The sequence below is a fragment of the Priestia sp. YIM B13552 genome (assembly GCF_042787775.1).
GTDB lineage: Bacteria > Bacillota > Bacilli > Bacillales > Bacillaceae_H > Priestia > Priestia megaterium_E.
In genome coordinates this window covers 306,092-333,063 of sequence record NZ_JBHZOU010000004.1, presented here as the reverse complement: position 1 = coordinate 333,063, position 26,972 = coordinate 306,092, and the positions used below count along the sequence as shown (strand labels likewise).

Genomic DNA, 26,972 nt, shown 5'->3' with positions numbered 1-26,972 from the left:
AAAAAAGCTGTCAATTGACAGCTTTTTAAATTCGCTCCATCCACTCTTTTAGTGAATCTACCGTATAAGTTGGCTTTTTCTCATATCCTTCTAGTAACTCTCTTGTTGTTACTCCTGTATGGACTAATAATGTATCTAAGCCTGCATTCATCCCTGCTAAAATATCTGTATCATAGTAATCACCAATCATGATTGTTTCTTCTTTTGGCGTACCGATGACTTCAAGGGCTTGCTCCATAATAATACTTTCTGGTTTGCCAATAAATACTGGATTTGTTTGAGTAGAAACCGTAATAACGGACGTGATAGATCCATTACCAGGCAGTAAGCCTCTTTCAGTAGGAATCGCAATATCTCCGTTCGTTGAAACAAAAAAGGCGCCGTTCCGAACGTTTAAACATGCTTTTGCTAATTTTTCATATGTAATTTCCTGATCCAAACCAACAACTACGAAATCCGTATCTTCCTCTTCAATGGTAAATCCTTTTTCAAGCAGCGCATGTCGGATTCCTTCTCCACCAATTACATAAGCTGAAGCGTTTGCTTTGCGTTCATGCAAATAATTAGCTGTTGCCTGGCTCGTTGTAAAAACTTGCTCTTCTGTTGCAGGAATGCCAAATGCCTCTAGCTTTTCAGCTACTTTATCGGGCGTTTTTGTTGAGTTGTTTGTTACAAATAAATAAGGAATTCCTTTTTCCTTTAATTTAATAACAAAATCACGCGCCTCGGCAATTAGCTCTGTTCCTTTGTACATTGTTCCGTCTAAATCAATCAAATATCCTTTATATTCCTTCATGTTGTGTGATCTCCTTTCAAGTCTCATACTTGAAATCATAGCTTATTTTTTATACAACTACAACTTGCTTGCCTTTAGTTACGAAAAGCAGACACAGGTCCTAACTCTGTCTCTAGATATGTCCTTACGCGCTCTGAAAATGCTGCCAGTACGTCTTTATGCTGCATCACTTTTTGATAAATATCCTGATGATTAACATCCACATATTCTTGAACAAGGCTTTTACGCAATTGAACAATCTCTTTTAATGGCGTTTCTTCCTCTTTTTTAACCACTTTCTCATCAACTAAAATGTCAATGATATCGTCGTAACTGCCTGGATCTCTCATAATAAACCCATCAATCATTGCATTTCCTACATCTAAAACGTTTTCAATTAAAAGATGTACAATTCTCTCTAATGCCTTTTTCTCTATTTCTGTGTTCCAGCTCGAATGCTCAGCAAACAAACGCACATGTTCATCAAAAAAAACAAGCGTGGCTTCTATTTTTTCACGATCTACAAAGTACATATTATTTCCTCCCTAGTTGTCAGCTCTCTATAAATCTTTTTTTATAAACAAACGGGGTTCCTGTTCTATTTTATCATGACCCATTATCCATTTGATAAATTCATTTTTGTTTTTGACCTTATTTGATATGATAAAAATACAACCTATGAAAGGAGTATACCTATGAGCGAACGCTTTTATCTATATGACGATGTTGTATCTACAAAGACCCGGTTTGTCAGCTTTATGGGCGAAAATCAACGATTTGATTTAGCTATTATCCAAACCGACCGTTATTATGGCAAACAAGTTGTTCTTGATATTCAAGGAGGACGCTTTGCCATCATTGGACAAGATGACCTTGAAGAACCAAACTATCTTGAAGAAGTATTTAAATTAAACAGTGAAGACGGTCAGGAACTTCGCGAATTTTTATATGAAATCATCTAAAAAAAAAAGGCAGCGTGAAGGACAATTAGTGTCTTCGGCTTGCCTTTTTTTACTTATGGACTTTTTTTAAAACAAAATACGCACAGCCAAAATTACAATATTCATGTAAATAGTCTTGAAGCGTACTAATCTTCGTATCATACGTTGCCTTTTGATTTCGGTCATCAAAAAAGCCTCGCAGTCGAAGCTGATTGTATCCCCAATCTCCCACAATATAGTCATAGCGGCTCAGCACGTCAATAAAGCGACCTCTAAACGCCTCTTCATTAAATGCCTCGCGCTCATCTCTTAATACTTCATAACAAATATTATTGATACAGACCATTGCTCACACCTCTTCTCTTAAAATTTACCATACCATAATTATGATGATGAAACCATAAATTAACATGAAATTTTTCACGTATAAGCAGCACTCTAATCCTGTAGGAGTTTTATCGGTATACCTACTGATTTTTTATGCTCCACATGAAGGTTCGCCGGTTTACCTGGCGCACGATATTTAACTACAGGAGGTGGAAATGGTGAAGAAATCTATTCTTGGAATCGCTTTGATAACAAGTATTTTAACCATTGGCTGTCAAAATAAAAACACAGCTGAAAATGAAAATTTATCACCAAACAACCCAGATGCCATTAATGTAAACGAGCCTAATCATTATTATAATCCAAATAATAATAGCGGCACAAATTATGGATATGTCCGATACACTAAAAACACAAATGAGCAAAATTCCAATATGAACCAAGTAGGAACATTTAATCGAGAAGAAGCAGCCGACAATATTAGTAAACTGAGCACCGCTATACCAAATATTAAGCAAGCCGCTACGCTAGTAACCGATAAAGATGTGCTTGTTGCTTATAAAACAGATGCTAAAAACCGGAATAACGCAGCCGATCAGGTAAAACGTACAGCTATGTCTGTAGTTCCTCGTTATTATCATGTATACGTCTCAGATAATCCGAAACAGATGGACCAAATCGAAAATATCAGTGAAATGAATACGCAAACGAATGATGCTAAAAAACGAATCGATGCCGTTATTCAACAAATGCTGAAATCTCCCCAAGGGCGTAAAATGAACAACGGAGAAGATGCAAATGGAAGAGAGAAAAACGAATTGAATGAACCGATGACGGACAAAGATATGGTGGAATAAACAAAAAAGGTGATGAGCATATCATCACCTTTTTTACCTTATTTGCTTTCTTGTGCTTTGTTTTTTGCAGCAGCGTTAACTTGCTCATCTGCATGGTAAGAAGAACGTACAAGAGGACCTGCTTCAACATGGCTGAATCCTTTTGATAATGCAATTTCTTTTAGCTCTTCAAATTCATTTGGATGGTAATATTTTTGAACTTTTATGTGCTTTTTAGTTGGCTGTAGATATTGGCCTAGCGTCATAATATCTACATTATTTGCACGCAAATCATCCATCGTTTCAATAATTTCTTCTTTTGTTTCTCCTAGACCAAGCATGATACTTGATTTCGTAGGAATATCCGGCTGCATTTCTTTTGCACGGCGAAGGAACTCAAGAGAACGATCATATTTAGCACGAGCACGAACACGAGGAGTAAGGCTGCGTACTGTTTCAATATTATGATTTAAAATATCAGGACGTGCGTCCATTACAATACGTAAGTTCTCTTCCAAACCGCCCATATCAGAAGGCAATACTTCAATTGTTGTCAATGGATTTTTACGACGAATCGCACGAATTGTTTCAGCTAATACGCTTGCTCCTCCGTCTTTTAAATCATCGCGAGCTACTACTGTAATAACCGCATGTTTTAAGTTCATTAGCTGAACAGAATCCGCTACGCGTTCTGGCTCTTCTAAATCTAATTCTGTTGGTAAACCTGTCTTAACCGCGCAAAAACGACAGGCACGTGTACATACTTCTCCCAAAATCATAAAAGTTGCCGTACGACGAACAGCCCAACACTCATGAATATTCGGACATCTTGCTTCTTCACAAACTGTATGAAGGTTTTTCTCACGCATCATTTTCTTTAAGCCTGTGTAATTTTCGTTTGTGTTTAGCTTAATCTTCAGCCACTCGGGTTTGCGGACATGCTCTTCTTTTGTTGCCATATTATCAACTCCACCAATCTAGAAAATGTCTATAACCTATATGCTTAATTTTAACTACATATTAAAAACATAACTATATGTCACTTTATCATAAAAAAGTGAGATTCGACAAGTTGTCTGCTCTTTATTTTCCTCAGTTTTCTTCTATTTTCCATTCAAATGTGTGCGTTTTCATCCTCCGTATAATTTCCATTTATCTTCTGAATAAAATTCTTTAAAAAAGTTTTGAAGCGATTTCCATTAATTAATATTTATGAAATCTTTTTTCTCGCTGCAAACTAGTGTTACACACTATTTTTAGAAAGGGGGAAACACGATGCGCAAAACGATTATCTTACTTTTTATGTTCATGTCTATATTCACAGGATGGCACCACGTAACAGCTGAATCAGCAGCAGATCAAGAAAAAATACTTATTCAAAAGAGATTAGAGCTGTATAAACAAATGGAAGCCGCTACTACGATTCCTTGGTATTACTTTGCTGGGATTGACCAGTATGAACGAAATATTCGACGCTCTCATAAAGATATTCCAAGAGAAAAAGGCGCGATCGCCATTTATTATCCTCCAGAAAAATGGTCAGGTTCTTTAAATCCGAATTTGGAAGATACAAACCCACTTACGATTTCTCTACTGGGGGGAATGGGCAAAGATGGGAACGGAGACAAAAAAGCAGACCAATTTAATGATGAAGATATGCTTTTTACAATGGCAGATTATATTCGGACGTTCGGGGTGTCCGAAGACTATATTAAAATTGCGCTTTGGAACTATTATCACCGGGCTAAAGCAGTTGATATTATTTTAGGGAATGCCAAAATTTTTCGCCATTACGGTCGCATTGATTTAAAAGGTTCTTCATTTCCAGTGCCTCTCCGTGCGAACTACAGTTATCGCAGTACATGGGGAGATGCGCGCGGCTGGGGTGGCAAACGAATTCATGAAGGAACAGACATTTTTGCAGATTACGGAGTTCCAGTAAAATCCCCTTGCTATGGCATTATTGAGCTTAAAGGATGGAATAAATATGGAGGCTGGCGAATTGGTATTCGTGACCTTCACAATAACTATCACTATTTAGCTCATTTAAGCGGATTTGCAAAAAATTTAAAAGTAGGACAAATTGTAGAACCAGGAACACTCATTGGCGGAGTAGGAAGTTCTGGTTATGGACCTCCTGGAACTTCTGGGAAATTCCCTCCTCACTTGCACTATGGAATGTATAAAGATAACGGCAAAAATGAGTGGTCGTTTGATCCATATCCTCAGTTAAGAACATGGGAACGAAATGATCGTTTAGAACTAAAGAAAAAATAAAAAAACAGGAAGCTGATGCTTCCTGTTTTTTTATCCTGATGCTTTACTTTCTTTTGCTTTTTTCACAGCATGAGCAATACTTGCGGCCAAGCCGCCCCATATGATGACCATCCCTACAACCATCATTGTCATCGAACTTCCATCCATTATTTAGAAACCCCCTTCTCTTTAACTGACAAACGCAGTGTCCCATCTTTCCATCGTGCAAAAGAAAAAGCAATTCCCAAAATAACAGCCAGAGCTGCCACACCCCAACCAAAAGGACCTACAAAAGTCGTTGCATACTGTTCGTAGTTTTCCGAAATATTTTTCCGGAAGTTATCAAACATCATGTATCCAAGCACAAGTGGCGTAACTACTCCTAAACATATTTTCCACCATGAACCGATTCGGATATCAGAAACTTCGTTTGCATGCTGCTGAAGGCTGCTCAACTTCTTAAATACCCAAGCAACTAATACAACTTCTACTAAGCCTGCTAGAGCAACTCCGAAGTTATTAATGAAATAGTCGACCACATCTAAGAAATAAAGTCCTCCTTGTGTTGCAAATAATAGCGAACAAATTGAAGCGATTCCTCCACCTATTAATACAGATTTTGTACGTGAGATAGTAAATTTATCTTGAATGCCTGCTACAAAGGTTTCAATAATTGAAATAAGTGACGTTAATCCTGCTAATGTTAAGGAAGCAAAGAATAACATTCCAAACAGCTGTTTAAACGCTGGAAATTCATTAATAATTTGCGGGAAGACCACAAAGGCTAGTCCTACCCCTCCCTGAACTACTTTATCAATTGGAATACCTTGCTGAGTAGCCATAAAACCTAGTGCACTAAACACACCGATTCCTGCTAGTAATTCAAAAGCGGAATTACCAAATCCAGTAATGAACGCATTATTAGTTAAATCAGATTTCTTTGGAAGGTAACTGGAATAAGTGATCATAATAGCAAAACCAACAGATAAACTAAAGAAGATTTGACCATATGCTGCGATCCAAACCTTTCCATCTCCAATTGCGCTCCAGTTTGGTTTAAAGAAAGCATGCAGACCTTCCATTGCTCCGTCTAACGTGACTGCTCGAATGACAATGATTAAAAATAGAATAATTAGTGTTGGTAGAAAGATTTTGTTTGCGGCTTCAATTCCTTTTTTGATTCCTTTTAATAAGACACCTAATGTCACAATCCATACAAGTACAAGCGGAATTAAAACGTGTAATACGAGGCTTCCTGTTTGTCCTGGTGCTTCAGCTAACTTTAAGTAATCTCCATATAAAAACGCTTCCGTATCGTTTCCCCAGCTTAACTTAAATGAAAAGATAAAATACGACATCGCCCACGCGATAATGACGGAATAGTAAACCGAAATAAAAAAGGAAATAGCTACTTGCCACCAGCCTAGCCATTCAGCCTTAGGACTTAGTCTTGCTAATGATAAAGGAGAGGAACCTTTATATTTATGTCCAATAGCAAATTCCATGATTAAGATAGGAATTCCTGCCGTCAACAAAGCAAATAAATAGGGGAGAAAAAATGCCCCTCCTCCATTTTCATATGCAGTGGCTGGAAATCTCCATATATTTCCTAGTCCAATTGCTGAACCTGCTGCTGCTAAAATAAACCCTGCTCTTGATCCCCACTGCGGCCTATTTTCCACTGTAATTCCCCCTTTTATTCTCTCCCTACTCTCTTTTTATCGTAGATCAACAATAATTTTTATAATTTTTAGATTATTCATTCTATAACTTCCTATCTCAAATTATAGAAGGGAGAAGATAGTATGTCAAAATATTTTTTATAGAAAATTCAGATAAATATTCCAATGAATAAAAGCAGATATGAAAGTATTTTTGAACTTCCGCACCTGCTTTTTAAATAACACTTTATCACGTTAATATAATATTGTTAATTTTTCTTCGGAAGTTCAATTGCCGGAGAAGACGAATTTCCACCGTTAAAATAATCAGGAACATTTCCAGGGATAACAGTCCCTCCTACAGGAATTGTAGCCGTAACGGTTGTTTTTCTCGTTGCAAACGGGATGATGATTTGCATGTTTACTTTTACTTTAATGGATACTTCAAGAAACGCATTATTTATTCCATATTCCTCGATTTTTCGCACTACGTCTGTTTGAACGTCACCAATAGCATGAAATTTAACCGGAATCAGCGGACCTAGATTTCCAAGCAGCGCATTATTAGTTGCTTGCCCAAGAGGAACTTGGTATACAATTCCTTGATTCCGAAGCTTTTCATTTTTTTCAATACGAATATCTGTTGGAAGTTCAAGTGCATCTAAATTCCCTTTTTCTGCCTCTTTTAAATTAGCTTGAACAAATGACGTAGTCTGAGCTCTAACCCGATTTACAAGCGCTGTGTCAATTTTAGCTACTTGACCGTTAGGTGTAGATTCAACTTTAATAACATCTACGTCCAGCTGATCAAGTACCTGTTTATTCACCGCTTTATTAATAACTAAAGTTGCAATCTCTTTTGTTTGTGCTTCAGCATATTTCATTAACGTCGGTTCAATCCCTCTATTAATTAGCCATAATCCTACCCCTGTGGAAAGCATAAAAAAAAGAAAGGTGAGCAACAGAACGTAGCGAAAAGGAAGCGGGCCTTTTCTTGTTAATTTCCGACGAAGTTTAACCAAAAAAAATCCCTCCTTACAAGCTATATGTATGCATGTATAAGGAGGTTCACGCTTCTTTTAAAAAGTTTTATCTTAAATTTTCCACTATATTAAAGCATTTTCAATAAAGCATCTTTACCAATTGTCCCTTTAAAAATCCCTCTTTTTTCAGCTTCAAGCGTTACAGATTCAAGAGGCGCTTCAAGAAGCTGCTCAATTGTACGTACACCTACAGCTCTTCCAGCTATTATTTGACGATCAGCTAATTTATCATTTAATAGACCTACGTCTAGTGCTCCGCACATAATGTACCCTTTATCTGATGAAATTGTTAACAGAGTTGTTTTTGGAAGCAATACGGTAACTGCATTAAACGTATGACCTTCAATTACGATAGGCACTAAGGTGATCATAATAACTCACTCCTTTCTTAATCAATTTATGATGTTGAAAGAAAAAAAGTGAGGTTTTACATATACTTTTCTACCTATTTGACGTTTATATTCCTTCTTCCTTACTTATATAAACTTTTATAGGACTCAGTGCTAAAATTCATTAAAAAAATCTAATTGTTTAGGAGCTAAATTTTCATATTCAATATTTAATAAACTCATGAGCTGTTTGGCATTATGTACAGCATCTCCGCCGGAGTTATTATTAAATAACAGGTAAATGTCCTTCGTTTGTTTTTGCAGCTTTTCAAGACGTTCTTTCCACTCTAGGAGCTCTTTTTCATTGTAACGATACAAAAACCTTACTGCTCGCCAATTGCCTTCTGCGGGCTTGTTCCAACCGTGTACGTTTCGTCCGTGAAAACGGATAAGTGTTTTTTGTTTATCTGTAGCATGAATCACAATTGGAATAGATCCTTCTCCTGCCTGCGGTTCATCACAAATACCATGAATCCACTTCTCTTGTTCCATAAACGTTAACGTTTTATCATAGAAAAATGGCTTAAACCAAGATTGATTTCGAAACTCAAGCGCTACTGGCAAATCGCCAAACTTCTCACGGCTATATCTCAAATAGGCTACGTTTTCTTTGGTACAGTCAAACCAAGGCGGCATTTGGAATAAAATCATGGCCAGCTTATTTGAACTTACGTATGGCTTTACTGATTCTAAAAATGCATGAAACATTTCTTCCTTGCTATCAAACGGGTTCCCTTCTCTCATATGGCCTGTCATGCCTTGATAGGCTTTTACCACAAATCGAAAAGATTCGGGTGTATCATTCACCCACTTTTCTACATTTGATTTAGGTTGAATTGCATAAAAAGATGAATCGACTTCAACAATTGGAAAATGGCCTGCATATACGGCAAGCTTGTCTCTTGAAGAAACACCCGCTTCATATAATGAATCATGATCTCCCCAGCCTGTGACTCCAATATAAATCATGCCATTCCTCCTCTATTTTCTTAGCTTCGCTTTTCTTTATTTTAATACAAACGATACAAAAAAACTCGTTTGCATAAACAGCAAACGAGTTTTTTCTATTATTAACCGATTGAACCTTCCATTTCAAATTTGATTAAATTTGCTTAAAACGGCATGAAATTAATTATAAAAAGGGATCCCAAAGCCTTCATGTAAAGCTATTTGTAGAAATAACCTAAAATGCAAAATAAATTCAAATCGGCATGAAATCGGCACGATGATGGCACAATAATTCACCCATAAAAAATCACATACAAGGTTTGAGAGAGCATGATTTCTATACTTTAATAAATAAGACGTATGATTCATACGTCTTTTCCTTCACATAAATGCTAACAATTTATTCATTCATGATTATAATTGTATATTATGTTGTTTACCAGTATTGTGTCAATTGCTTTTATTTCTACATCATTTTCATCAAATAGGACAAGATTATTTCCAGGTCCCATTGCACTGTCAAATAGGATACCATCATATCCTTTTGATTTAATCAACTCTGTTATATATTGTGTGGGAACGTATTCAATTTCAGATTTAGCAGGATCAACAGGTGTGCTTAATTCTTGTATAAAAGATGATAATATTTTATCAATCTCTAAAATTTCATACGGCGATTCGAATTCAAATGGTGATATCGGTGCTCTAAATAGCCCAACCAGTTTTAACTTTTTCTTTGGTCTTATGTGAGCAACTGTTACTTTTGCACCTTTCCAAGGTCTTATTTCGGCAATGCAAGTAGGTTCGTCTAATGCACAATATAAGTAACTTATACCACGAGGGTTTGCTCTGCCAGCAGTTGCTAAGTCAGCAGGTGGGGCTTTCATTTTACTGATCGGCTGTATATCCAATCTCGCCCTATATAAATCCATGTTTTCTATATATACTGTTCTAAATTCTAAAATAGCGTCAAGCCTCGTTATAAAAACATCATTCTTAACTTCTGGAAAAAACCTATTACTATGTTTTATATCTTGTTTAAAGTCCTCCCATACCTTTTCCCATCCTTCTAATGGATCCACAAAAGTAAATGCTTGAGTAATTCTTGAATATAAATTATGAGGATCAACATATTCATCAGGATCAAATCTTTTGTTAGAATTTAATATGTCAAAAAGTAAGGCTTCATCTGTTCCAGAACCTACAATTTTTTCGGAGAATATATTCCAATCAGCATTTATTAGTTCTATAAGACGATCTCCAAATTCTGTAGGGTCATCATGAATCTCTGGGTGAAAATATTCATATGGTTCTGTACTTTCATAATGCTTAAATAGCATGTCAAATTCTTCAGTTAAATTACTAACTTCAATTATAAACACTTCCTCACTACCGCAATAATCACAGTTACCAATCTCATCATATTCCTTGATTTTTAAAATTAGGTTCACGTCTTCAAAGCAGTATTGACAACAATACATAATTCCCCCTCCAATCAATGTAAAAAATATTTGATATTAATTACAACAACACTAAAAAGAAAAGGCGTCAATCCATTTGGATCAACGCGTGTCCTTTTAATAGAAGCAAAATAATTCTTTTGTAACGTATTTAATATGATCAACATATGTATGCATTCAAATTTTCATGAGTCAACACCAAACAAAGGAACTTCATGATAAGCAGTAATTTTATTTATTCCACATACTAAAAATCGTATTAATAGATGAGCTATTAAAAAGGACTTTGTGATCTGTTCCATTCTTTACGTGCTGCTGAAATACATAATGTTCAATTACAAAAGAAAAGATTGCTTTATCAATTGAAAACAAAAGTATGTCATTCTCTAAAATGACTTCTGGTTTAATAGTCACACAATCAACAGTTTGAGCCCCTTGGCTTAAGAGCGTAGTCAATCTATGATTACCATCTATAACTACTTCTTTAAACCCATCCTTTGGCAAGCTAGTGATGAAAATAGGTTCACTAATATCTTTGGTGCTATTGTCTTTCATTCTTGACCATTTAATATCCTGAGAAAATCTGCTAGCAGGTATTTTCTGTACCTTAACGGAGTGTTTTTTTAGATAATCTGTTACACCGTTAATCACAAAGTTCAACTTATGTTCATACGAGTTAAAGATGACGTCTTGCAAAAAGATTTCCATTGGACCAGTCGTTTGGACATTCTGTAAATTACTTATCTGCAACTGTGTATCCACTTCTGCGTTTACAAATACCTTAAGCCAACCTTCTAGCCACTTGTCAAAGTAACTAAAATTAAAATCACCATTTGATCGGATATAATTTTCGATATTGCTAATATCAAGATTGTACTTTGTGCTGGTTACTAAATTATAGGGCATAAAAGAAACCTTCTTTCTAATTATTTTATACAGTAGAAATCTTAAATAGAGCGTGTTTGGACAAGAAATGCATTGAATTGATCTACGGATATCTCTACAGGTGCACCAGAACTATTGAGGGATTCCATTGCAGAACTAATAAAGTCATTCCAATCGGATAGAGATTTATATCGGTTAAGTTTTTCATATGTTTCTTTATCATAGGATGGAATTTTCAAACCGCTTAATTGGATATCATATTGCTTCAATGACTTTGTAGAGTTATTAAAATCAAAATAATGCATATACTCTTTTTTTGTAATATACTCAGTCTCAGGTACACTTGCTTTTAACGTCTTCCATTCTACGGTTTCAAATGTTTCATCCTTAAAATCTAAATAATAACCATTTTTAACATCTACTACAGCAGCTCCTGTAAAATACGTTTCGCCATGGATGAACTTCCTAGTTGATAGCTTTTTCATACCAATGACAAAAACAACTATATCGCCTTTAGTAATTTCAAATATATTTTTCATTAGATATTTCTTTGATGGGCTGGGGTACCTAAAAGCCCATTTACCATTTTTAATACCTTTATTTAAGAAGTCAGGAATGCTTCCTCCACTACTAGAAATATAAATCACCCAATACTTCCTATTTCTAGGGCTGTAATCCTTTAAATGGTTACTAATGGTTCCGTCTACAATGTTTCTCGCTCTACTTAAAAACCAATAAGATAATTGCTCTGGGTCGAGTATACTTACGCTCTGATCATCCATATAATTAAAGGAATCATCCTTTTGTAAAGCAATTACAAAACCTTTTCCATCAGCATAATATTGATTAAATACATCCTCACCGTGGTTAAACTTGCTAGTAGCCCATTCAACTTCTACATTGAAGGCTGTCTCATTTACGTCATTTAAGATTACCCGGAAATCGGTAATGTGGTTTATACCATTCTCATTCAATGGAAACTCAGGTATTATTACCTTTATGTTTTGACCCTTTTTTATAAAGTCATCAGGAAATATCTTACGTAATTCATCAACATTACTATATGACAGCAGCTCGAACACAAACTTCTGAAGAGTGTTTTCTCGTAATAAATTTATATTTTCAATTGATCTGCTTCTTTTGGTCATTTAACCCTCTCCAAATTCATTTAATGTTTTACATAATTATCATCATTTTATCCTTACTGCCTTAAATGTTAAGGGCTGTAACTCCAGATGATTTTCTAAATCTCCGTTTAGAATATACATGCTCCCTGTATCACTTGTTTCGTCATAATCAAAAACCCTATATAAATAGTAAGAGTCCGGATGTTGCTTAGAAAACATAATTTCCCGTATCGTTAAATAGAAAGGTGTTTGCTTACCAGCCTTTGTTGTTTTTACTTCTATATATTTAACCTTTCCATCAAGGCCGTAGGAACGTATGTCATACCCCGCACCATCACCTTCTGTTTCAGACGTATGATCAACTAGTTCGGCTAGCTCATGTTTTCCGTTACTCTTTAAAAAGTTTTTTTCACGATTAAGAACCAACAGTTCACCTAGATTCCCTAGCCGTTTATTTATGCGATTGTTTTCATCAAAGTCAATATGGCGTCCACGAAAATCACTTGTGCTGTTCCCACTTCTTCTAGAAGTAACATTAGGTGGGTCCTCAATCACTACAGTACCAGGTGTTAAAGTATTATCTACTTTAATAGAAGGATCCAGTTTAAAACCTATTCCTCTAGCTTGCTCTTCAGTAAGTTCCCAATCTAGGATTTGCCACTTAAAATGAACAGGTTGTTCTCTTTGGTTATCATGACTGATATATGCTAACTTTCCTAAATAAGCATAGGCAGGATCTTTCTTGTTTGTTCGTAGAAATAAATATATATTATTTCTGTTGTAATCATGATTAATAAAAGCTTGGACTTTTTTATCGTTTATTTTTTGCCTTGGTTGTGATTGCCATGTTAAAATTCCGTCAGTGGTTACACCTTCATCAAAGGCATGATTTCCTTCAACTCTTCCAATTGTAACAAAGAAAACAAAATCATTTTCACGGTCGGGAATAGAAACAATACCATGGAGACCCCACGTACCTCTTGAAGGTAAAAAATTACTATTAGGATCAAAGATGTCATGAACTTCTTGCCTTGAATAGTTTTGATATTTAATTAGCTTCCTCGTCATCTAAATGCCCTCCAATTGCTGATCATTATAATTGCTACATGAGCCTGTCTAATATATTTCAAATTAAAAATAGAGCCAACGCTTATAAAATTCGTTTGGCTCTATTAAGCAAAGGTAATTAGCAATCATTTAGGAGATTAAATTAATTCTATTGCTAAGGGTGTCATTATAAGTCTTATTGCAGAATGGGCATTTTAAATGAGTGTTTGCTGGCATAGCAGGGTGGATCTCATTTGCAATAGCCCCTTCAAAACAATGGTATAATGCCGTTTCTGACAAATAAGCCTTTTCTGCTGAATCGAAGGTGAAATATTCAAAGTAGTGGGCTATTTGCGAGTAGGGATGGTTCAATAACCTGCGTTGCAAATCCGTATCGGATCTGCCAACGTAGATCGGTTCTACTCCATTTTTACCCTTTGCGTAAAGAATATAGGTTCCTTTGAATCCTTTCGGAATTAGCAGACGGATGAGCCATGGAGTAAACTTATACAACCTTGGCTTCATACGGCAAGACCCAATTCTTTTTTATATGCCTTCCTAGCTTTACTAACTCTTGTTCGCATTGCCTGAACACTGGTATTGTAATATTCTGCTAAATCTACAGCGTTCTTACCTGAAGCAAGTTCCATTAAAACAGCTTTTGCCTGCTCATTCAGAGCTGTACGGCTAATTTCATCCGTTACTTCCAACCTGAAATTTTCATGGTCATTAGTAGATTGGTTGATTACAAGTGGTGATGAAATACCCGCCATCCCACTTGCTTCTTTAATTACATTAATTCTATTGCGAATTTTAGAGCCAGCACTCCCTAAAACATCTCGTACAATGGTTTTTGGATTACCCTGTTTTAAAGGAGTATTCAAAAGATAGTCCATTGCCTGCTCAATTCGCTCAACTCGGTAGTAACCACTTGAGGATTTAAGAGCTTTTGCTCTCATGTTGTCCAAAAGAATTAATGCATCAACAACATCATTACTCATTTGTAGATAGTTTTTATTCATTTTTTTACCCCATTTCTAGTGTCCGCTAATATAGTCGGTCACTGAATCTTTTTGGAAAGTTAGAACCTTGTTACATACTTTTACTGTAGCCGTCCTCGGGATCGATTACAGATAACTCCATTTTACGGGTTTTTTGCCTAATTCACAATTTGTTTTTCCAGAGTTTAGGAGTTTAGTAACTTTCCGTTCCTGCTTTCACTTTATATGGGGTGTAAATAAAAGAAAAATTTCCATTTTTACAAAAAAAATAAAAAACTACAGGAAAGTTATCCTGTAGTCATTTTTGTGTTATTAAAACGATTTTAATAATTCGCGAACATATGCCCCAGAAAAGAATCCCCACTGTGTCCTTAAATCACTATACACATCATCTGGATTTACATGCATATTCTCAGCTTTAGCATAAGCCATAAATAATACATCAATAGCAGCTTCAACCTTCCTTGCAAGCTCAATCATTTCATCAGGGTTCATTGTAGAAGGATCTTGGCTAGCCGCTTCTTTTATAGGATTATAAATTTGTTTAATAAATGGATGTCTGTGATTTAGCTTTACTACTGCTTTACCATTGAAATGTGTTATATCAAGCAACTCTTTACCAGGCCATGAAGAGTCTACTAAAGTAATGGGTTGCTCATTAATTTGCTCAGTCATTTTGTCAGCAAGTTCTTTGTTGGTATCGGAGTCTATCCCAGCATCTTCAAGTATATCTTGAATAACTCCTTTTACTTCATTTTCTGGCTTATTTAAACCAGCTCTTCCAGGTATAGCAGTTTTTTCTGCTTCTTTTACCGCTTTTGTTGCTGGAGTATGTTCAATATCATTTTTTCTTTTTTCGGTACTAGTTTTCAAAAATACATCTTGAATTTCTTTACGAGCAGCCCTAACTGGTTTATCTAGAATTTTACGAATTTCTGCTCTTAACTTCCCAACAGGAACTGCTCCCCTTTTAACATTCCTAACTTGAAAATACTCGTCAAGGGTTGCAGGAAAACTAATTTCTACCCCAATAAACCTGTCAACATTCTCAATTCTAGTTGGAAACATACCTTGAATTGGATCATAATAGATCTCTCTTCCATTTCTGAGGATGCTAATCTTTCCATCGCGATCCTTTAGATACAGCTCTTTAAATCTTGACGCAGAACCCTGGTAGCCACCTTCTCCTTTGACTTTCCTAAGCACCTCTGGCAGTAAAGTAACTGTTATCTCTACTTCCTCGCCATCGATCTCAATAACTGATCGATCAATAACATCCGAAGGCAAGTTATTTTCACCTACTAGTTTAGAAATCCTTGGGCTGTCTATTAACATTAATGGGTCATATAGATCAAGAAATTTATCGCCTAATTGAATTACTAAGCCCTGATCGATAAACTTACGATAAGCTCTCGCAAGGAACTTTGTTAATTCCTGTAAATATTCACTAATAGAATTCCCATATTTGCCTTCATTAGTTAAACGATCAATCTTGGACCAAACAATCAATGTTCCTGATTCAAAAGGCGTCCCGTCATCCCAAGCCATATGCATTGCATATTCCTTTGGGATCCCATCAATTTCTTGTGCAATAATGTGAGTTTGTTCCTCTGTTGCTATAAGGTCAAGATCTAGAAAAGCATGATAATACCGGTCTTCCCCTAAAGGTTTTGTATAAATATCAACCCTTCTTCCTTGGCTTAATGCTGCAACTTTCATACCAACACCAAAACGACCAAGTCCCTTACGTTGATTATATCTAGTCGAAAATCCTATTTTTAAGGTTTGAGCTAATATATCTGGTTTAATCCCATATCCATTATCAGCAAACACAATTGTATTAATACTTTTATCAGACTTATTCTGATAAGGAATCACTTTAACAATCTTTGAACCAGCTTCAATTGAGTTATCCACTACTTCACCTACTGCTGTGGATAAATCGAAACCCGAATCGCGCCAGCTCTCAAGAGCCTTATCCACTTGAAAAATATCAGACTTTGAAACATTTGTGTTTTCCATATTAAAAATCCTCCTGTTTTATTGAATTGGCCACTGGTCCAATTCAAATGTTTATTAAAGGAAGTAAAATAACAAAAGAGCCATTACATGTGCTTTTTTGTTTCTCGCTTGCCTTCACCCTATATGGGGTGTGTGTTTGAAAAATGTTTCCTAACCGAGGAGACTTTTTTAAAAAAATTTGATTTGAGTCACACAACTATTAACCTGAACGCCTATCTAATGAATTGATTTTGGGGAATCCAAGGTTCCACAAAAATCTAGAAGGAATAACCTCCCAAAATTATAACGGTCATTATTTAACACCTTCTATAATACGTGAAACTATGCAGGATTATTGTAAAAAAGCAGGTGTTAATTATAAAGGCACCCACGGCTTTAGACATACACATGCTGTTCTGATGCTTGAATCAGGTGTAAGCTTAAAATACGTTTCAAACCTACTTGGGCATAAGAGTATTAAAACAACAGCAGATACTTATCTTGATATCACGGAAAAAATAGAAGAAGACGAACTTAAAAAGTTCGCCTCCCATACTAAAAGATAAAATCAAATCGGCATAAAATCGGCACGCCGATAATTTCACACTTTATAACAACCTCTCAAACCCTTGATATAAAAAGGTTATTTCTTTATTATCCAATAGACCCTTCCATCTCGAACTTGATTAGACGGTTCATTTCTACTGCATATTCCATTGGAAGCTCTTTTGTAAATGGCTCAATAAAGCCCATTACAATCATTTCTGTTGCTTCTTCTTCAGAAATACCGCGGCTCATTAGATAGAATAATTGTTCTTCAGATACTTTCGATACCTTCGCTTCATGCTCAAGTGAGATGTTATCGTTTAAAATCTCATTGTACGGAATTGTATCAGAAGTTGATTGATTATCCATAATTAGCGTATCACACTCAATGTTCGCACGTGCACCTTCTGCTTTACGGCCGAAGTGTACGATACCGCGGTATGTTACTTTACCGCCTTGTTTTGAAATTGATTTTGATACGATCGTTGAAGATGTGTTCGGTGCTAAGTGAATCATTTTTGCACCAGCATCTTGGTGCTGTCCTTTACCAGCAAGGGCAATAGATAATGTCATACCACGTGCGCCTTCACCTTTTAAGATAACAGCTGGATATTTCATTGTTAACTTAGAACCAATGTTTCCATCAATCCATTCCATTGTTGCGTTTGCTTCACAAACCGCGCGTTTTGTTACAAGGTTGTATACGTTGTTCGCCCAGTTTTGAATTGTTGTATAGCGGCAATACGCATCTTTTTTGATGATGATTTCTACAACGGCACTGTGAAGAGAGTTTGTTGTATAAACAGGTGCTGTACAGCCCTCTACATAGTGGACGTGTGAGCCTTCATCAGCAATAATTAACGTACGCTCAAACTGTCCCATATTTTCAGAGTTAATACGGAAATAAGCTTGTAATGGTGTATCTACTTTTATGCCTTTTGGTACGTAAATGAATGATCCACCAGACCAAACCGCCGAGTTAAGTGCAGAGAATTTGTTATCCGTTGGCGGGATAACTTTTCCAAAATGCTCACGGAAAATATCTTCGTTTTCTTTTAGCGCCGTATCCGTATCTTTAAATACGATACCTTGTGCTTCAAGATCTTCTTTCATATTGTGATAAACAACTTCAGATTCGTACTGAGCTGATACACCCGCAAGATACTTTTGCTCTGCTTCAGGAATACCAAGTTTATCAAACGTTTGTTTAATTTCTTCAGGAACTTCATCCCAAGAGCGTTCAGACTTCTCAGATGGTTTTACGTAGTACGTAATTTCATCAAAGTCTAAGCTTGCCATGTCTCCGCCCCACTGTGGCATTGGCATGTTGTAGAAGTGCTCTAGAGATTTCAAACGGAAGTCAAGCATCCATTGTGGTTCCTCTTTCATACGAGAAATTTCTTCTACGATTTCTTTTGTTAAACCGCGTTTAGAGCGGAAAATTGATACGTCTTTATCGGAAAATCCATATTTATAATCGCCGATTTCTGGCATTTTTTTAGCCATCTTTTATTACCCCCTACTTGATAGGATTGGGAATGAATGAAGGTCTTATTTTTGTTCGTTAAGACCTTTTTCCATCGCTTTCCACGCTAGTGTTGCACATTTAATACGCGCAGGAAATTTTGCTACACCTTGAAGTGCTTCAATATCTCCTAAATCTATACTATCATCATACTCTTTACCTTGCATCATGTCAGAGAAGATATGGGCCATTTTAAACGCTTTGTCTACTTCTTGACCTTTAATTGCTTGTGTCATCATTGAAGCTGATGACATTGAAATTGAACATCCTTCACCTTCGAACTTTGCATCCACCACTTTGCCGTCCTCTACTTTTAAAGAAAGTTCAATGCGGTCTCCACACGTCGGGTTATTCATATGAATGTTCACAGTATCTTCATTCAACGTTCCACGATTACGCGGATTTTTATAATGGTCCATAATTACTTGACGATAGAGAGTATCTAAATTATTAAAAGCCATTTGTAAAATACTCCTTCGTTTTTATTAATGATGACACCAATTTATCTACTTCTTCTTCCGTGTTATACAAATAGAAGCTTGCACGTGCAGTAGAAGATACGTTTAAATATTTCATCAGCGGCTGCGCACAGTGATGACCTGCACGAATCGCAATTCCATCAGCGTCTACTACTGTTGCAACGTCGTGCGGATGCACATCTTCAATATTAAACGTCACAACACCCGCTCGCTCTTTCGGTCCGTAAATCGTAATTCCATCTACTTGCGATAAGCGATCCAGTGCATACTGCGCTAACTTGTGCTCATGTGCTTGAATGTTATCTAAACCAACTTCTTCTAAGAAATCAATCGCTGCACCTAAACCAATTGCACCTGCAATGATTGGCGTACCTCCTTCAAATTTCCAAGGAAGCTCTTTCCACGTTGATTCGTATAGGTTTACGAAGTCAATCATTTCGCCGCCAAACTCGATTGGTTCCATTTTTTCAAGAAGCTCTTTCTTTCCATAAAGAGCGCCGATTCCAGTCGGTCCGCCCATTTTATGTCCAGAGAAAGCAAAGAAATCACAGTCTAAATCTTGTACATCCACCTTCATATGAGGCGTACTTTGCGCACCATCCACAACCATTACTGCACCGTTAGCATGTGCAATTTCTGCAATCTCTTTTACTGGGTTAATCGTGCCCAATACGTTAGATACTTGCATAATCGATACAATTTTAGTGTTGGATGTAATCGTGCTTTTTACCTCTTCTAGTGAAAGTGCATGATCTTCTGTTAATGAAATATATTTTAACGTTGCACCTGTTTCCTTGGCAACTTGCTGCCAAGGAATGATGTTGCTGTGATGCTCCATATAAGTAATCACAATTTCATCACCAGGTTTGAGATTAGCACGGCCATAGCTTGCAGCTACTGTATTAAGAGCTGTCGTTGTACCGCGCGTAAAGATAATCTCTTCCGTTGATTTTGCATTAATAAACTTACGAACCTTTTCACGAGCGCCTTCGTATCCGTCTGTTGCTCTTGTACCAAGCGTGTGAACACCTCGGTGTACATTTGAGTTATATTCTTTATAATACTTCTCAATTGCTTCAATTACAGCAAGCGGCTTTTGTGAAGTTGCTGCACTGTCTAAATAAACGAGTGGGCTGCCATTTACCTCTTGGTCTAAAATAGGAAATTGTTTACGAATATCAGAGATATTCATTATCGAACTTTCCTTTCAATTAAATCTGTTAATTGCTTTTTAACCGTTTCGATTGGCAACTCGTTTACAACTGGTGCTAAGAATCCGTGGATAACTAGACGTTCTGCTTCTGTTTGCGGAATACCGCGGCTCATTAAGTAGTAAAGCTGAATTGGATCTACGCGTCCAACAGATGCAGCGTGTCCTGCTGTTACATCGTCTTCATCAATTAGAAGAATTGGGTTTGCGTCTCCACGTGCTTTTTCACTTAACATTAACACACGAGATTCTTGCTCAGCGTTTGATTTAGACGCACCGTGTTCAATTTTACCGATACCGTTAAAGATTGATGACGCGCTTTCTTTCATAACGCCGTGTTTTAAAATGTAGCCTTCAGAATGTTTTCCAAAATGTACGATACTTGTTGTTAAGTTTTGAGACTGCTCTCCACGTCCAACTGTTACCGTTTTTGTATCTCCATATGAACCATCGCCCATTAGATACGTTGTATTTTCTGAAACTGTATTTCCTTCACTCATTAAGCCTAAAGCCCACTCAATGCGACCGTCTTTGCCCGCTACGCCGCGGCGGTTTACATAAGTAGTTGTACCTTTAGCTAAGTAGTCAACAGCCCCAAATGTTACTTTTGCATTGCTGTTAGCAAATACTTCCGTCACGATATTGACAACACCGTTTGACTCTTCAGCAGTAGCAATGTAGTTTTCTACATATGTTACTGAGCTGTTGTCTTCAGCTACAACAATCACATGGTTGAATAAAGCAGCTTCTTCATCTTCACGGACAAATACAGCTTGAAGCGGCTCTTGTACTTCTACATTTTTAGGAACGTACACGAATACACCGCCGTTTAATAACGCTGCGTTTAATGCAGTTAAACGGTGCTCATCTACTTTAACTCCGTCTTTCATGAAGTACTTCTCAACAAGGTCGCTATGCTCTTTAGCAGCTGTTTGAATATCTGTGAAGATAACGCCTTGAGACTTTAGCTCTTCTGTTAATGTTGAATATGCAGCTGTTTGGTCACGCTGAACATATAGATTTTTAACAGCTTCTGTATCAATCAATGCTTTAACCACTTCTGGAAGCTCGTCTACAGATGAGATTGTGCTTGCCTGTGAAGTGTGCTTGTCAAATGCAGTAAAGTTCCATTTCGAAATGTTTGTTTTATCTGGCTTTGGAAGTGCAAGATCTTCTGCTTTCGCAAGAGCTTGTAAGCGAAGATCTAGCAGCCAACTTGGTTCATTAGCTTCTTTTGAAAAGCTGCTGATGTACTCTTGATCAAATGGTAATTTCGTATCAATAGTCATAGAGATCCTCCTAACTCTTAAGCTTCTTGCTCTACAGTTTCGTCTTCAATACCTAATTCTTGTTTGATCCAGTCATAACCTTCTGCCTCTAGACGCTGTGCTAATTCTGGTCCGCCTGATTTTACAACGCGACCTTGCATCATAACGTGAACTTTATCTGGTGTAATGTAGTTTAGTAAACGTTGGTAGTGAGTAATCATTAAGCAACCAAACTCGCTGCCGCGCAGTTCATTAATACCTTTTGATACAACTTTTAACGCATCGATATCTAAACCAGAGTCGATTTCATCTAAAATTGCAATTCCTGGTTGAAGCATCATTAATTGAAGAATTTCATTACGTTTCTTCTCACCGCCAGAGAAACCTTCGTTTAGGTAACGCTGAGCCATATCTTGATCCATTTCTAAGAAATCCATGTTTTTGTCTAATTGACGGATGAATTTCATTAGTGAAATTTCTTCTCCTTCTTCACGACGAGCATTAATTGCTGAACGTAAGAAGTCTGCATTTGTTACCCCGCTGATTTCACTTGGATATTGCATAGCTAGGAATAGACCTGCACGAGCGCGCTCATCTACTTCCATCTCAAGTACATCTTCGCCGTCTAGCGTGATGCTTCCTTGTGTAACCTCGTATTTAGGATGTCCCATGATTGCTGAAGATAATGTTGATTTACCAGTACCGTTTGGTCCCATGATTGCATGGATTTCGCCGCCCTTAACTTCTAAATTAACACCTTTTAAAATTTCTTTACCTTCAATTGCAACATGAAGATCTTTAATTGTTAAAGTTGACCCTGCCATATTAAAACCTCCAGTTATAGACGTATATAGTAAAAAACGATATACCTATATCTTTTTAATTATTCTCATTTTATTCTCATTACAATCTTATAACAAATGAAAACTTATAGCAACCTTTTGACCCAAAAGGTTTTAAACCATTATGTACGTTTTTCAAGACTAAATCCACTCATAAAAAAGTTGCCTTAAAAGACTCCATAGAGCCTTCTAAGACAAGCTTTTTTACTCACTTTATTTACTTAGTGCGTGTGACTAGTCAGTTCTGAAATACACTCTTGGACAAGCGTAACGGACTGACTCATCGCTGCGCCTCCGCCAAATGCTGCTGACACTCCGCATGCTTCTAAAATTTCTTGCTCAGTTGCGCCTTGATCGATGCAGCCTTTTGTATGATAAATCATACAGTACTCGTCTTGAGCTACTACGCTGATTCCTAGCGCGATTAACTGCTTTTCTTTTTTAGAAAGAGAACCTTCTCCAAAACATGCTTCAGTAAACGCATTAAACGTTTTTGTTACTTCCGGCAATTTTTCGCTAAATTTCCCAACACCCATTTTATAATCATGAAGTGCTTGCTCAGTTGAATGACGTGCTTCTTGCTGCATAACGTCAGCTCCCATCATCAGTAAAGTTTTCACGGTTAGTATGCGTGAGAAAAATAAGAGTTATTCGTTTTCCCGCATACAAAAAAGCACTTGCCCAGAGTGGGCAAGCGCTTTTCTTCTATTATTTATTTACCGGCAGTACTCCGCCTTTGTATTTTTCTTTAATGTAGTCTTGAATTTCTTTAGAGTGAAGAACTTTCACTAAAGCTTTCACTGTATCTTTATTTTCGTCGCCTTTGTGAACCGTAATGATGTTTGCATAAGGGTTATTTTCTTTGCTTTCCACTGCGATTGGATCTTTTACTGGATCTAAGCCAGCATCGATAGCATAGTTAGCATTGATAACAACAGCGTCACCTTCATTGTTTTTGTACATCTGAGGTAGCAATCCGCCTTCAACATCGGCTTTAAATTTTAAATTCTTCGGGTTTTCTACGATATCTTTAATTTGTGCATCTGTTTTCTTTACGCCTGGTTTTAATTTGATTACGCCAGCTTTTTCAAAAATTGATAAAATACGTCCTTGCTCTGCTACTGCATCACGCATAATAACTGTGCCGTTTTTCGGAAGATCTTTTAAGCTTTTATATTTTTTAGAGTAGATACCGATTGGTTCAATGTGAATGGCACCGGCACTTACAAAATCATACCCTTTTTCACCCTTGTGATCTTTTAGCACTGAATTCATATAAGGAACGTGCTGGAAGTAGTTTGCATCAATTTCATTGTTTGCAAGAGCTGTGTTCGGTAAGATGTAATCTTGGAATTTTTTAATTTCCAAGTCGATTCCTTGTTTTTCTAAAATCGGTTTTGCTTGTTCTAAAATTTCAGCATGGGGCGTATTAGATGCACCCACAACAATTTTCTTTTCATCTTTTGATCCATTGTTAGATCCACATGCAGCTAATCCTACTACTAGCGCAGATGTTAATGCTAAAGCCGAAAGCCATTTTTTCATAATAAATAATCCTCCCTTTATCTTTTATCAATTTTTGCAGTAATCGCATCTCCAATAAGTTGGATAATAAATACAATAATCAAAATTAAGATCGTAGCAGCTAGCGTTACATCATTATGACTGCGCTGGAATCCTTCTAAATATGCAAGATTCCCGAGACCTCCAGCTCCAATCACACCCGCCATTGCCGTATAACCGACTAACGCAATCGTCGTTACCGTCAAACCAGAAATTAAAGCTGGCAGCGATTCAGGTAACAGCACTTTAAAGATAATAGTGCTTGTTGTTGCTCCCATTGATTTAGCAGCTTCAATAACACCTTTATCAATTTCGCGCAGACCAATTTCTACAAGACGCGCATAAAATGGTGCTGCTCCAACAATTAAAGCAGGTAACGCTGCATTAGCGCCTAAAATACTTCCTACCAATGCTTTGGTAAATGGAATCAGTAAAACAATTAAAATAATGAATGGAATGGAACGAAAGATATTTACAACTGCTGACACAATGGCATATAAAGGTTTGTTTTGCCAAAGCTGTCCTTTGGACGTTAAAAATAAAAGCAAGCCCAATAAAATACCTAGAACAAACGTGGCTATAACTGAAATAGCCGTCATATATAGTGTTTCATTTGTCGCTTGAATAAAATCATCTAAAATAACGTTTGGAAATAGTTTCTCAAGCATTTGTCATTACCTCCACTTCTACCTGCTGCTCATGAATGTATGCAATGACTTTTTCAACTTCTGTTAATTCTCCGTCTAAATGAACGAACAACGTTCCGTATGAACCTGTTTGTGTATGAGAAATCTTTCCTTGCAAAATATTAATCGTTACATCAAACTGTTTTAAAATCGTTGTAATGAGCGGTTGCTCTGCTTTTCCGCCAACAAACGTCAGCTGAATAATTTGCCCGCTTGGATATAACTCCTGTACTTGTTCAATTGTTTCAAACGTTTCTTCTGGTTCAGAAATCTGTTGAACAAATCGCTTTGTAATCGGCTGCTTAGGTTTTCTGAATACTTCTAGCACTTGCCCTTCTTCTACCACTGCCCCATTTTCCATAACAGCTACTCGATGACAAATTTTACGAATAACGTGCATTTCATGAGTAATGAGTACAATGGTTAACCCTAGCTTCTCATTAATATCTACTAACAGATCTAAAATAGAATCTGTCGTTTGAGGATCAAGCGCTGATGTTGCTTCATCACACAGCAATACTTTTGGGTTATTGGCTAGCGCTCTAGCAATACCAACACGCTGCTTTTGACCACCGCTAAGCTGTGATGGATAAGCATTTTCACGCCCTTCAAGCCCGACTAGCTTGATAAGCTCGTCTACTCGTTTCATTCTTTTTTCTTTTGAGATCCCTGCTATTTCTAACGGAAAGGCAATATTTTCTCGCACCGTACGCGACCACAAGATATTAAAGTGCTGAAACACCATACTAATTTCTTGTCTAGCTTTTCTGAGTTTTCCGCCTTTAATTTTTCCAATATCATTACCTGCTACTTCGACCGTTCCTGTCGTTGGTGTTTCTAACCCGTTTAGCAAGCGAATTAAAGAACTTTTACCTGCTCCGCTATAACCAATAATTCCGTAAATTCCACCTTGGTTAACGGTTAGATTCACATTATCAACAGCTGTTACTTGACCGCTTTTAGCCTGATAAATTTTTGTAACGTCTGTTAATGTAATCATATTTCTTCACCTTCTTTAGTAAAAACTTAATTATGTTAGGTTGCCCTATAGGATGAAAAAGCCGTAAAACAATTTTCCCCATTAAAAAAGCCTCTCTGCGCATGACAGAAAGGCTCGATATTTAATCCTTTCTCTCATCTTTCAAAGCGCATAGCTTTGCAGGAATTGGCACCATTTCAGTTAGTCTGACGGTTGCCGGGTTTCACAGGGCTCAGTCCCTCCACCTCTCTTGATAAGAGTTCGCAACAATTATTTTGTTTTTGGGAAATATTCATTCATTTATGAACATTCATGAGTGTGATTTTAGCATGTGTCAGATAGGCTGTCAACAGATTTTGTTCTTGGGATAATATCCCAATATTTCAACAGCCCCAACGGTTTGCTCTCGTTCTATTTCTTCATTTTAAACAAACGTTTGATTATCGAAGCTCTTCAAGTACGTGCTCGATGGAATGAAACGCATAGAGTTTTTTTACCATTTCGCCATTTTTCACTTCAATCAAACAAGGTACACTTTCAATTGAAAATACTTCTGCTTTTGAAGGCATATAATTTAAATTGCTCATTCCGATGGTCACACCAGGCAGCATTGCTTCTGCTACGGTTAACATTTTTTTTGCCAGCTGACATGTCCCGCAAAAAGGTGTATGGAAAAAGATAAACGCTCTTTGTCCTTCTTTTAACTGATCGTCAAGCTGTTTTTCGCTCCATTCTTGCATGTTGCTCATTCCTTTTATGTTAAAAATTCTGCATTAACATCGATATTGGCACTCAGTAATACTGTTGCTATGTGATGTCTAGGGGCGGCAGCAACCTCTCGGTACATTTTATCAATATATAGATGCTCTGCTTCCGGAAGCTCTCGTTTAAATTGTTTTCTTAGCTTATTCCCTGAATCATCAGAGTCAACGAGTATGTATACCTCTTTGTTAAACGTAAAGTCAATAATTTCATCCAGCTTTGATAAACTAATCGTACCGTTTGTACAGATAATTTCAATTGGTTCTCGAATGATATCTTGGATACGTTTTTTATCTGATTTTCCTTCGACAATAATTACTTTTTCAATTTCAATTAGCCCCATTTTCATCACCCATAATCGTCAGTTGTATAGTAACATCATTTCTTTATGCTATACAATATTCGTTAATGTATC

30 protein-coding genes and 1 riboswitch are annotated in these 26,972 nt (G+C 36.8%); of the genes, 4 read left to right on the top strand and 26 right to left on the bottom strand.

Features of this window, described 5'->3' with window-relative positions; genetic code table 11:
* Positions 1 to 25: 25 nt before the first annotated feature.
* On the bottom strand, positions 26 to 796 hold the full coding sequence (locus ACFX40_RS18730; protein ID WP_013059632.1) for a TIGR01457 family HAD-type hydrolase: 771 nt from the start codon (positions 794 to 796) through the stop codon (positions 26 to 28).
* Between the two features lie 74 nt (positions 797 to 870).
* Positions 871 to 1,308, bottom strand: coding sequence for a DUF86 domain-containing protein (locus ACFX40_RS18725; protein ID WP_013085332.1), 438 nt, complete (start codon positions 1,306 to 1,308; stop codon positions 871 to 873).
* 162 nt (positions 1,309 to 1,470) lie between these two features.
* On the opposite strand from ACFX40_RS18725, the gene ACFX40_RS18720 reads away from it, so the two are divergent.
* Complete coding sequence (locus tag ACFX40_RS18720) at positions 1,471 to 1,737, top strand: DUF3055 domain-containing protein (protein ID WP_013059634.1); 267 nt, start codon at positions 1,471 to 1,473, stop codon at positions 1,735 to 1,737.
* Between the two features lie 49 nt (positions 1,738 to 1,786).
* Here ACFX40_RS18720 and ACFX40_RS18715 read toward each other — a convergent pair whose 3' ends face one another.
* Positions 1,787 to 2,062 carry a YutD family protein gene (locus ACFX40_RS18715; protein ID WP_028409603.1) on the bottom strand — a complete coding sequence of 92 codons (276 nt, stop codon included), beginning with the start codon at positions 2,060 to 2,062 and terminating at the stop codon, positions 1,787 to 1,789.
* Positions 2,063 to 2,258: 196 nt separating this feature from the next.
* On the opposite strand from ACFX40_RS18715, the gene ACFX40_RS18710 reads away from it, so the two are divergent.
* Complete coding sequence (locus ACFX40_RS18710) at positions 2,259 to 2,900, top strand: YhcN/YlaJ family sporulation lipoprotein (RefSeq protein ID WP_060745811.1); 642 nt, start codon at positions 2,259 to 2,261, stop codon at positions 2,898 to 2,900.
* Positions 2,901 to 2,938: 38 nt separating this feature from the next.
* Here ACFX40_RS18710 and lipA read toward each other — a convergent pair whose 3' ends face one another.
* Positions 2,939 to 3,838 (bottom strand): lipoyl synthase, encoded by a 900-nt coding sequence (gene lipA / locus ACFX40_RS18705; RefSeq protein ID WP_377255847.1) that lies wholly within the window; start codon positions 3,836 to 3,838, stop codon positions 2,939 to 2,941.
* A gap of 316 nt (positions 3,839 to 4,154) precedes the next feature.
* Here lipA and ACFX40_RS18700 point away from each other — a divergent pair, with 316 nt between their 5' ends.
* Positions 4,155 to 5,156, top strand: coding sequence for a M23 family metallopeptidase (locus ACFX40_RS18700; RefSeq protein WP_050688958.1), 1,002 nt, complete (start codon positions 4,155 to 4,157; stop codon positions 5,154 to 5,156).
* 30 nt (positions 5,157 to 5,186) lie between these two features.
* On the opposite strand, the gene ACFX40_RS18695 is transcribed toward ACFX40_RS18700, so the two are convergent.
* From ACFX40_RS18695 to ACFX40_RS18645, 11 genes are all read right to left on the bottom strand, one after another.
* Positions 5,187 to 5,303: a methionine/alanine import family NSS transporter small subunit gene (locus tag ACFX40_RS18695; protein WP_107918137.1), complete on the bottom strand. Its 117-nt coding sequence runs from the start codon at positions 5,301 to 5,303 to the stop codon at positions 5,187 to 5,189.
* The gene (locus ACFX40_RS18690) at positions 5,303 to 6,817 is read right to left on the bottom strand and encodes a sodium-dependent transporter (RefSeq protein ID WP_060745812.1); all 1,515 of its coding nucleotides are present in this window, start codon (positions 6,815 to 6,817) and stop codon (positions 5,303 to 5,305) included. The genes ACFX40_RS18695 and ACFX40_RS18690 overlap by 1 nt, the downstream gene beginning before the upstream one ends.
* Positions 6,818 to 7,065: 248 nt before the next feature.
* On the bottom strand, positions 7,066 to 7,818 hold the full coding sequence (gene yunB / locus ACFX40_RS18685; RefSeq protein WP_013059640.1) for a sporulation protein YunB: 753 nt from the start codon (positions 7,816 to 7,818) through the stop codon (positions 7,066 to 7,068).
* 89 nt (positions 7,819 to 7,907) lie between these two features.
* Positions 7,908 to 8,210, bottom strand: coding sequence for a YunC family protein (locus tag ACFX40_RS18680; RefSeq protein ID WP_028409608.1), 303 nt, complete (start codon positions 8,208 to 8,210; stop codon positions 7,908 to 7,910).
* Positions 8,211 to 8,342: 132 nt separating this feature from the next.
* A complete protein-coding gene (locus ACFX40_RS18675) occupies positions 8,343 to 9,197 on the bottom strand; it encodes a DUF72 domain-containing protein (RefSeq protein WP_014457889.1) in 855 nt (284 codons plus the stop codon).
* 383 nt (positions 9,198 to 9,580) lie between these two features.
* The gene (locus ACFX40_RS18670; RefSeq protein ID WP_377255844.1) at positions 9,581 to 10,657 is read right to left on the bottom strand and encodes an RES family NAD+ phosphorylase; all 1,077 of its coding nucleotides are present in this window, start codon (positions 10,655 to 10,657) and stop codon (positions 9,581 to 9,583) included.
* Positions 10,658 to 10,867: 210 nt separating this feature from the next.
* Complete coding sequence (locus tag ACFX40_RS18665) at positions 10,868 to 11,542, bottom strand: hypothetical protein (protein WP_176344857.1); 675 nt, start codon at positions 11,540 to 11,542, stop codon at positions 10,868 to 10,870.
* A 41-nt stretch (positions 11,543 to 11,583) separates the two neighbouring features.
* The gene (locus ACFX40_RS18660; RefSeq protein WP_377255841.1) at positions 11,584 to 12,669 is read right to left on the bottom strand and encodes a hypothetical protein; all 1,086 of its coding nucleotides are present in this window, start codon (positions 12,667 to 12,669) and stop codon (positions 11,584 to 11,586) included.
* Between the two features lie 42 nt (positions 12,670 to 12,711).
* Positions 12,712 to 13,716 carry a DUF3427 domain-containing protein gene (locus ACFX40_RS18655; RefSeq protein ID WP_272766872.1) on the bottom strand — a complete coding sequence of 335 codons (1,005 nt, stop codon included), beginning with the start codon at positions 13,714 to 13,716 and terminating at the stop codon, positions 12,712 to 12,714.
* 500 nt (positions 13,717 to 14,216) lie between these two features.
* Positions 14,217 to 14,717: a hypothetical protein gene (locus ACFX40_RS18650; protein WP_272766871.1), complete on the bottom strand. Its 501-nt coding sequence runs from the start codon at positions 14,715 to 14,717 to the stop codon at positions 14,217 to 14,219.
* Positions 14,718 to 15,008: 291 nt separating this feature from the next.
* Positions 15,009 to 16,718, bottom strand: a complete 1,710-nt coding sequence (locus tag ACFX40_RS18645; protein WP_176344865.1) for an ATP-binding protein — start codon at positions 16,716 to 16,718, stop codon at positions 15,009 to 15,011.
* A 224-nt stretch (positions 16,719 to 16,942) separates the two neighbouring features.
* Between ACFX40_RS18645 and ACFX40_RS18640 the strand changes: the two genes are divergently transcribed.
* On the top strand, positions 16,943 to 17,263 hold the full coding sequence (locus ACFX40_RS18640; protein WP_377255837.1) for a tyrosine-type recombinase/integrase: 321 nt from the start codon (positions 16,943 to 16,945) through the stop codon (positions 17,261 to 17,263).
* Positions 17,264 to 17,351: 88 nt separating this feature from the next.
* Here the strand turns inward: ACFX40_RS18640 and sufB are convergent, their stop codons facing one another.
* The 11 genes from sufB to ACFX40_RS18585 all read right to left on the bottom strand — a co-directional run bounded on the left by sufB (position 17,352) and on the right by ACFX40_RS18585 (position 26,900).
* Positions 17,352 to 18,749 (bottom strand): Fe-S cluster assembly protein SufB, encoded by a 1,398-nt coding sequence (gene sufB / locus ACFX40_RS18635; protein ID WP_016765826.1) that lies wholly within the window; start codon positions 18,747 to 18,749, stop codon positions 17,352 to 17,354.
* A gap of 45 nt (positions 18,750 to 18,794) precedes the next feature.
* Positions 18,795 to 19,229, bottom strand: a complete 435-nt coding sequence (sufU, locus tag ACFX40_RS18630; protein ID WP_013085338.1) for a Fe-S cluster assembly sulfur transfer protein SufU — start codon at positions 19,227 to 19,229, stop codon at positions 18,795 to 18,797.
* Positions 19,219 to 20,439 carry a cysteine desulfurase gene (locus ACFX40_RS18625; protein ID WP_013059645.1) on the bottom strand — a complete coding sequence of 407 codons (1,221 nt, stop codon included), beginning with the start codon at positions 20,437 to 20,439 and terminating at the stop codon, positions 19,219 to 19,221. Before ACFX40_RS18625 ends, sufU begins: the two co-directional genes overlap by 11 nt.
* Positions 20,439 to 21,746: a Fe-S cluster assembly protein SufD gene (gene sufD, locus ACFX40_RS18620; RefSeq protein ID WP_014457887.1), complete on the bottom strand. Its 1,308-nt coding sequence runs from the start codon at positions 21,744 to 21,746 to the stop codon at positions 20,439 to 20,441. The genes ACFX40_RS18625 and sufD overlap by 1 nt, the downstream gene beginning before the upstream one ends.
* A 17-nt stretch (positions 21,747 to 21,763) precedes the next feature.
* The gene (gene sufC / locus ACFX40_RS18615) at positions 21,764 to 22,549 is read right to left on the bottom strand and encodes a Fe-S cluster assembly ATPase SufC (RefSeq protein WP_013059647.1); all 786 of its coding nucleotides are present in this window, start codon (positions 22,547 to 22,549) and stop codon (positions 21,764 to 21,766) included.
* Positions 22,550 to 22,788: 239 nt separating this feature from the next.
* The gene (locus tag ACFX40_RS18610; RefSeq protein ID WP_013059648.1) at positions 22,789 to 23,154 is read right to left on the bottom strand and encodes a carboxymuconolactone decarboxylase family protein; all 366 of its coding nucleotides are present in this window, start codon (positions 23,152 to 23,154) and stop codon (positions 22,789 to 22,791) included.
* 121 nt (positions 23,155 to 23,275) lie between these two features.
* Entirely contained in the window at positions 23,276 to 24,112 is an 837-nt protein-coding gene (locus tag ACFX40_RS18605; protein ID WP_014457885.1) for a MetQ/NlpA family ABC transporter substrate-binding protein, read from the bottom strand.
* A 17-nt stretch (positions 24,113 to 24,129) separates the two neighbouring features.
* Complete coding sequence (locus tag ACFX40_RS18600; RefSeq protein WP_013085342.1) at positions 24,130 to 24,798, bottom strand: methionine ABC transporter permease; 669 nt, start codon at positions 24,796 to 24,798, stop codon at positions 24,130 to 24,132.
* Positions 24,791 to 25,816: a methionine ABC transporter ATP-binding protein gene (locus ACFX40_RS18595; RefSeq protein WP_377255834.1), complete on the bottom strand. Its 1,026-nt coding sequence runs from the start codon at positions 25,814 to 25,816 to the stop codon at positions 24,791 to 24,793. The genes ACFX40_RS18600 and ACFX40_RS18595 overlap by 8 nt, the downstream gene beginning before the upstream one ends.
* A 131-nt stretch (positions 25,817 to 25,947) precedes the next feature.
* A riboswitch (SAM riboswitch) is annotated at positions 25,948 to 26,055 on the bottom strand.
* A gap of 180 nt (positions 26,056 to 26,235) precedes the next feature.
* Positions 26,236 to 26,535 carry a thioredoxin family protein gene (locus ACFX40_RS18590; protein WP_013059652.1) on the bottom strand — a complete coding sequence of 100 codons (300 nt, stop codon included), beginning with the start codon at positions 26,533 to 26,535 and terminating at the stop codon, positions 26,236 to 26,238.
* 14 nt (positions 26,536 to 26,549) lie between these two features.
* The gene (locus tag ACFX40_RS18585; RefSeq protein WP_013059653.1) at positions 26,550 to 26,900 is read right to left on the bottom strand and encodes a toprim domain-containing protein; all 351 of its coding nucleotides are present in this window, start codon (positions 26,898 to 26,900) and stop codon (positions 26,550 to 26,552) included.
* Between the last annotated feature and the right edge of the window lie 72 nt (positions 26,901 to 26,972).

Excerpts from the sequence above, each read along its gene's own strand:
- lipA (WP_377255847.1), bottom strand. The coding sequence starts at position 3,838 with ATGGCAACAAAAGAAGAGCATGTCCGCAAACCCGAGTGGCTGAAGATT.
- sufU (WP_013085338.1), bottom strand. The coding sequence starts at position 19,229 with ATGGCTTTTAATAATTTAGATACTCTCTATCGTCAAGTAATTATGGAC.
- ACFX40_RS18605 (WP_014457885.1), bottom strand. The coding sequence starts at position 24,112 with ATGAAAAAATGGCTTTCGGCTTTAGCATTAACATCTGCGCTAGTAGTA.
- ACFX40_RS18695 (WP_107918137.1), bottom strand. The coding sequence starts at position 5,303 with ATGGATGGAAGTTCGATGACAATGATGGTTGTAGGGATGGTCATCATA.
- ACFX40_RS18700 (WP_050688958.1), top strand. The coding sequence starts at position 4,155 with ATGCGCAAAACGATTATCTTACTTTTTATGTTCATGTCTATATTCACA.
- ACFX40_RS18600 (WP_013085342.1), bottom strand. The coding sequence starts at position 24,798 with ATGCTTGAGAAACTATTTCCAAACGTTATTTTAGATGATTTTATTCAA.
- ACFX40_RS18645 (WP_176344865.1), bottom strand. The coding sequence starts at position 16,718 with ATGGAAAACACAAATGTTTCAAAGTCTGATATTTTTCAAGTGGATAAG.
- ACFX40_RS18595 (WP_377255834.1), bottom strand. The coding sequence starts at position 25,816 with ATGATTACATTAACAGACGTTACAAAAATTTATCAGGCTAAAAGCGGT.
- ACFX40_RS18660 (WP_377255841.1), bottom strand. The coding sequence starts at position 12,669 with ATGACCAAAAGAAGCAGATCAATTGAAAATATAAATTTATTACGAGAA.
- ACFX40_RS18670 (WP_377255844.1), bottom strand. The coding sequence starts at position 10,657 with ATGTATTGTTGTCAATACTGCTTTGAAGACGTGAACCTAATTTTAAAA.
- ACFX40_RS18625 (WP_013059645.1), bottom strand. The coding sequence starts at position 20,439 with ATGAATATCTCTGATATTCGTAAACAATTTCCTATTTTAGACCAAGAG.
- sufD (WP_014457887.1), bottom strand. The coding sequence starts at position 21,746 with ATGACTATTGATACGAAATTACCATTTGATCAAGAGTACATCAGCAGC.
- ACFX40_RS18610 (WP_013059648.1), bottom strand. The coding sequence starts at position 23,154 with ATGCAGCAAGAAGCACGTCATTCAACTGAGCAAGCACTTCATGATTAT.
- ACFX40_RS18710 (WP_060745811.1), top strand. The coding sequence starts at position 2,259 with ATGGTGAAGAAATCTATTCTTGGAATCGCTTTGATAACAAGTATTTTA.
- sufC (WP_013059647.1), bottom strand. The coding sequence starts at position 22,549 with ATGGCAGGGTCAACTTTAACAATTAAAGATCTTCATGTTGCAATTGAA.
- ACFX40_RS18590 (WP_013059652.1), bottom strand. The coding sequence starts at position 26,535 with ATGCAAGAATGGAGCGAAAAACAGCTTGACGATCAGTTAAAAGAAGGA.
- ACFX40_RS18680 (WP_028409608.1), bottom strand. The coding sequence starts at position 8,210 with ATGATCACCTTAGTGCCTATCGTAATTGAAGGTCATACGTTTAATGCA.
- ACFX40_RS18585 (WP_013059653.1), bottom strand. The coding sequence starts at position 26,900 with ATGGGGCTAATTGAAATTGAAAAAGTAATTATTGTCGAAGGAAAATCA.
- ACFX40_RS18650 (WP_272766871.1), bottom strand. The coding sequence starts at position 14,717 with ATGAATAAAAACTATCTACAAATGAGTAATGATGTTGTTGATGCATTA.
- ACFX40_RS18730 (WP_013059632.1), bottom strand. The coding sequence starts at position 796 with ATGAAGGAATATAAAGGATATTTGATTGATTTAGACGGAACAATGTAC.
- ACFX40_RS18725 (WP_013085332.1), bottom strand. The coding sequence starts at position 1,308 with ATGTACTTTGTAGATCGTGAAAAAATAGAAGCCACGCTTGTTTTTTTT.
- ACFX40_RS18655 (WP_272766872.1), bottom strand. The coding sequence starts at position 13,716 with ATGACGAGGAAGCTAATTAAATATCAAAACTATTCAAGGCAAGAAGTT.
- ACFX40_RS18720 (WP_013059634.1), top strand. The coding sequence starts at position 1,471 with ATGAGCGAACGCTTTTATCTATATGACGATGTTGTATCTACAAAGACC.
- ACFX40_RS18665 (WP_176344857.1), bottom strand. The coding sequence starts at position 11,542 with ATGCCCTATAATTTAGTAACCAGCACAAAGTACAATCTTGATATTAGC.
- sufB (WP_016765826.1), bottom strand. The coding sequence starts at position 18,749 with ATGGCTAAAAAAATGCCAGAAATCGGCGATTATAAATATGGATTTTCC.
- ACFX40_RS18675 (WP_014457889.1), bottom strand. The coding sequence starts at position 9,197 with ATGATTTATATTGGAGTCACAGGCTGGGGAGATCATGATTCATTATAT.
- ACFX40_RS18715 (WP_028409603.1), bottom strand. The coding sequence starts at position 2,062 with ATGGTCTGTATCAATAATATTTGTTATGAAGTATTAAGAGATGAGCGC.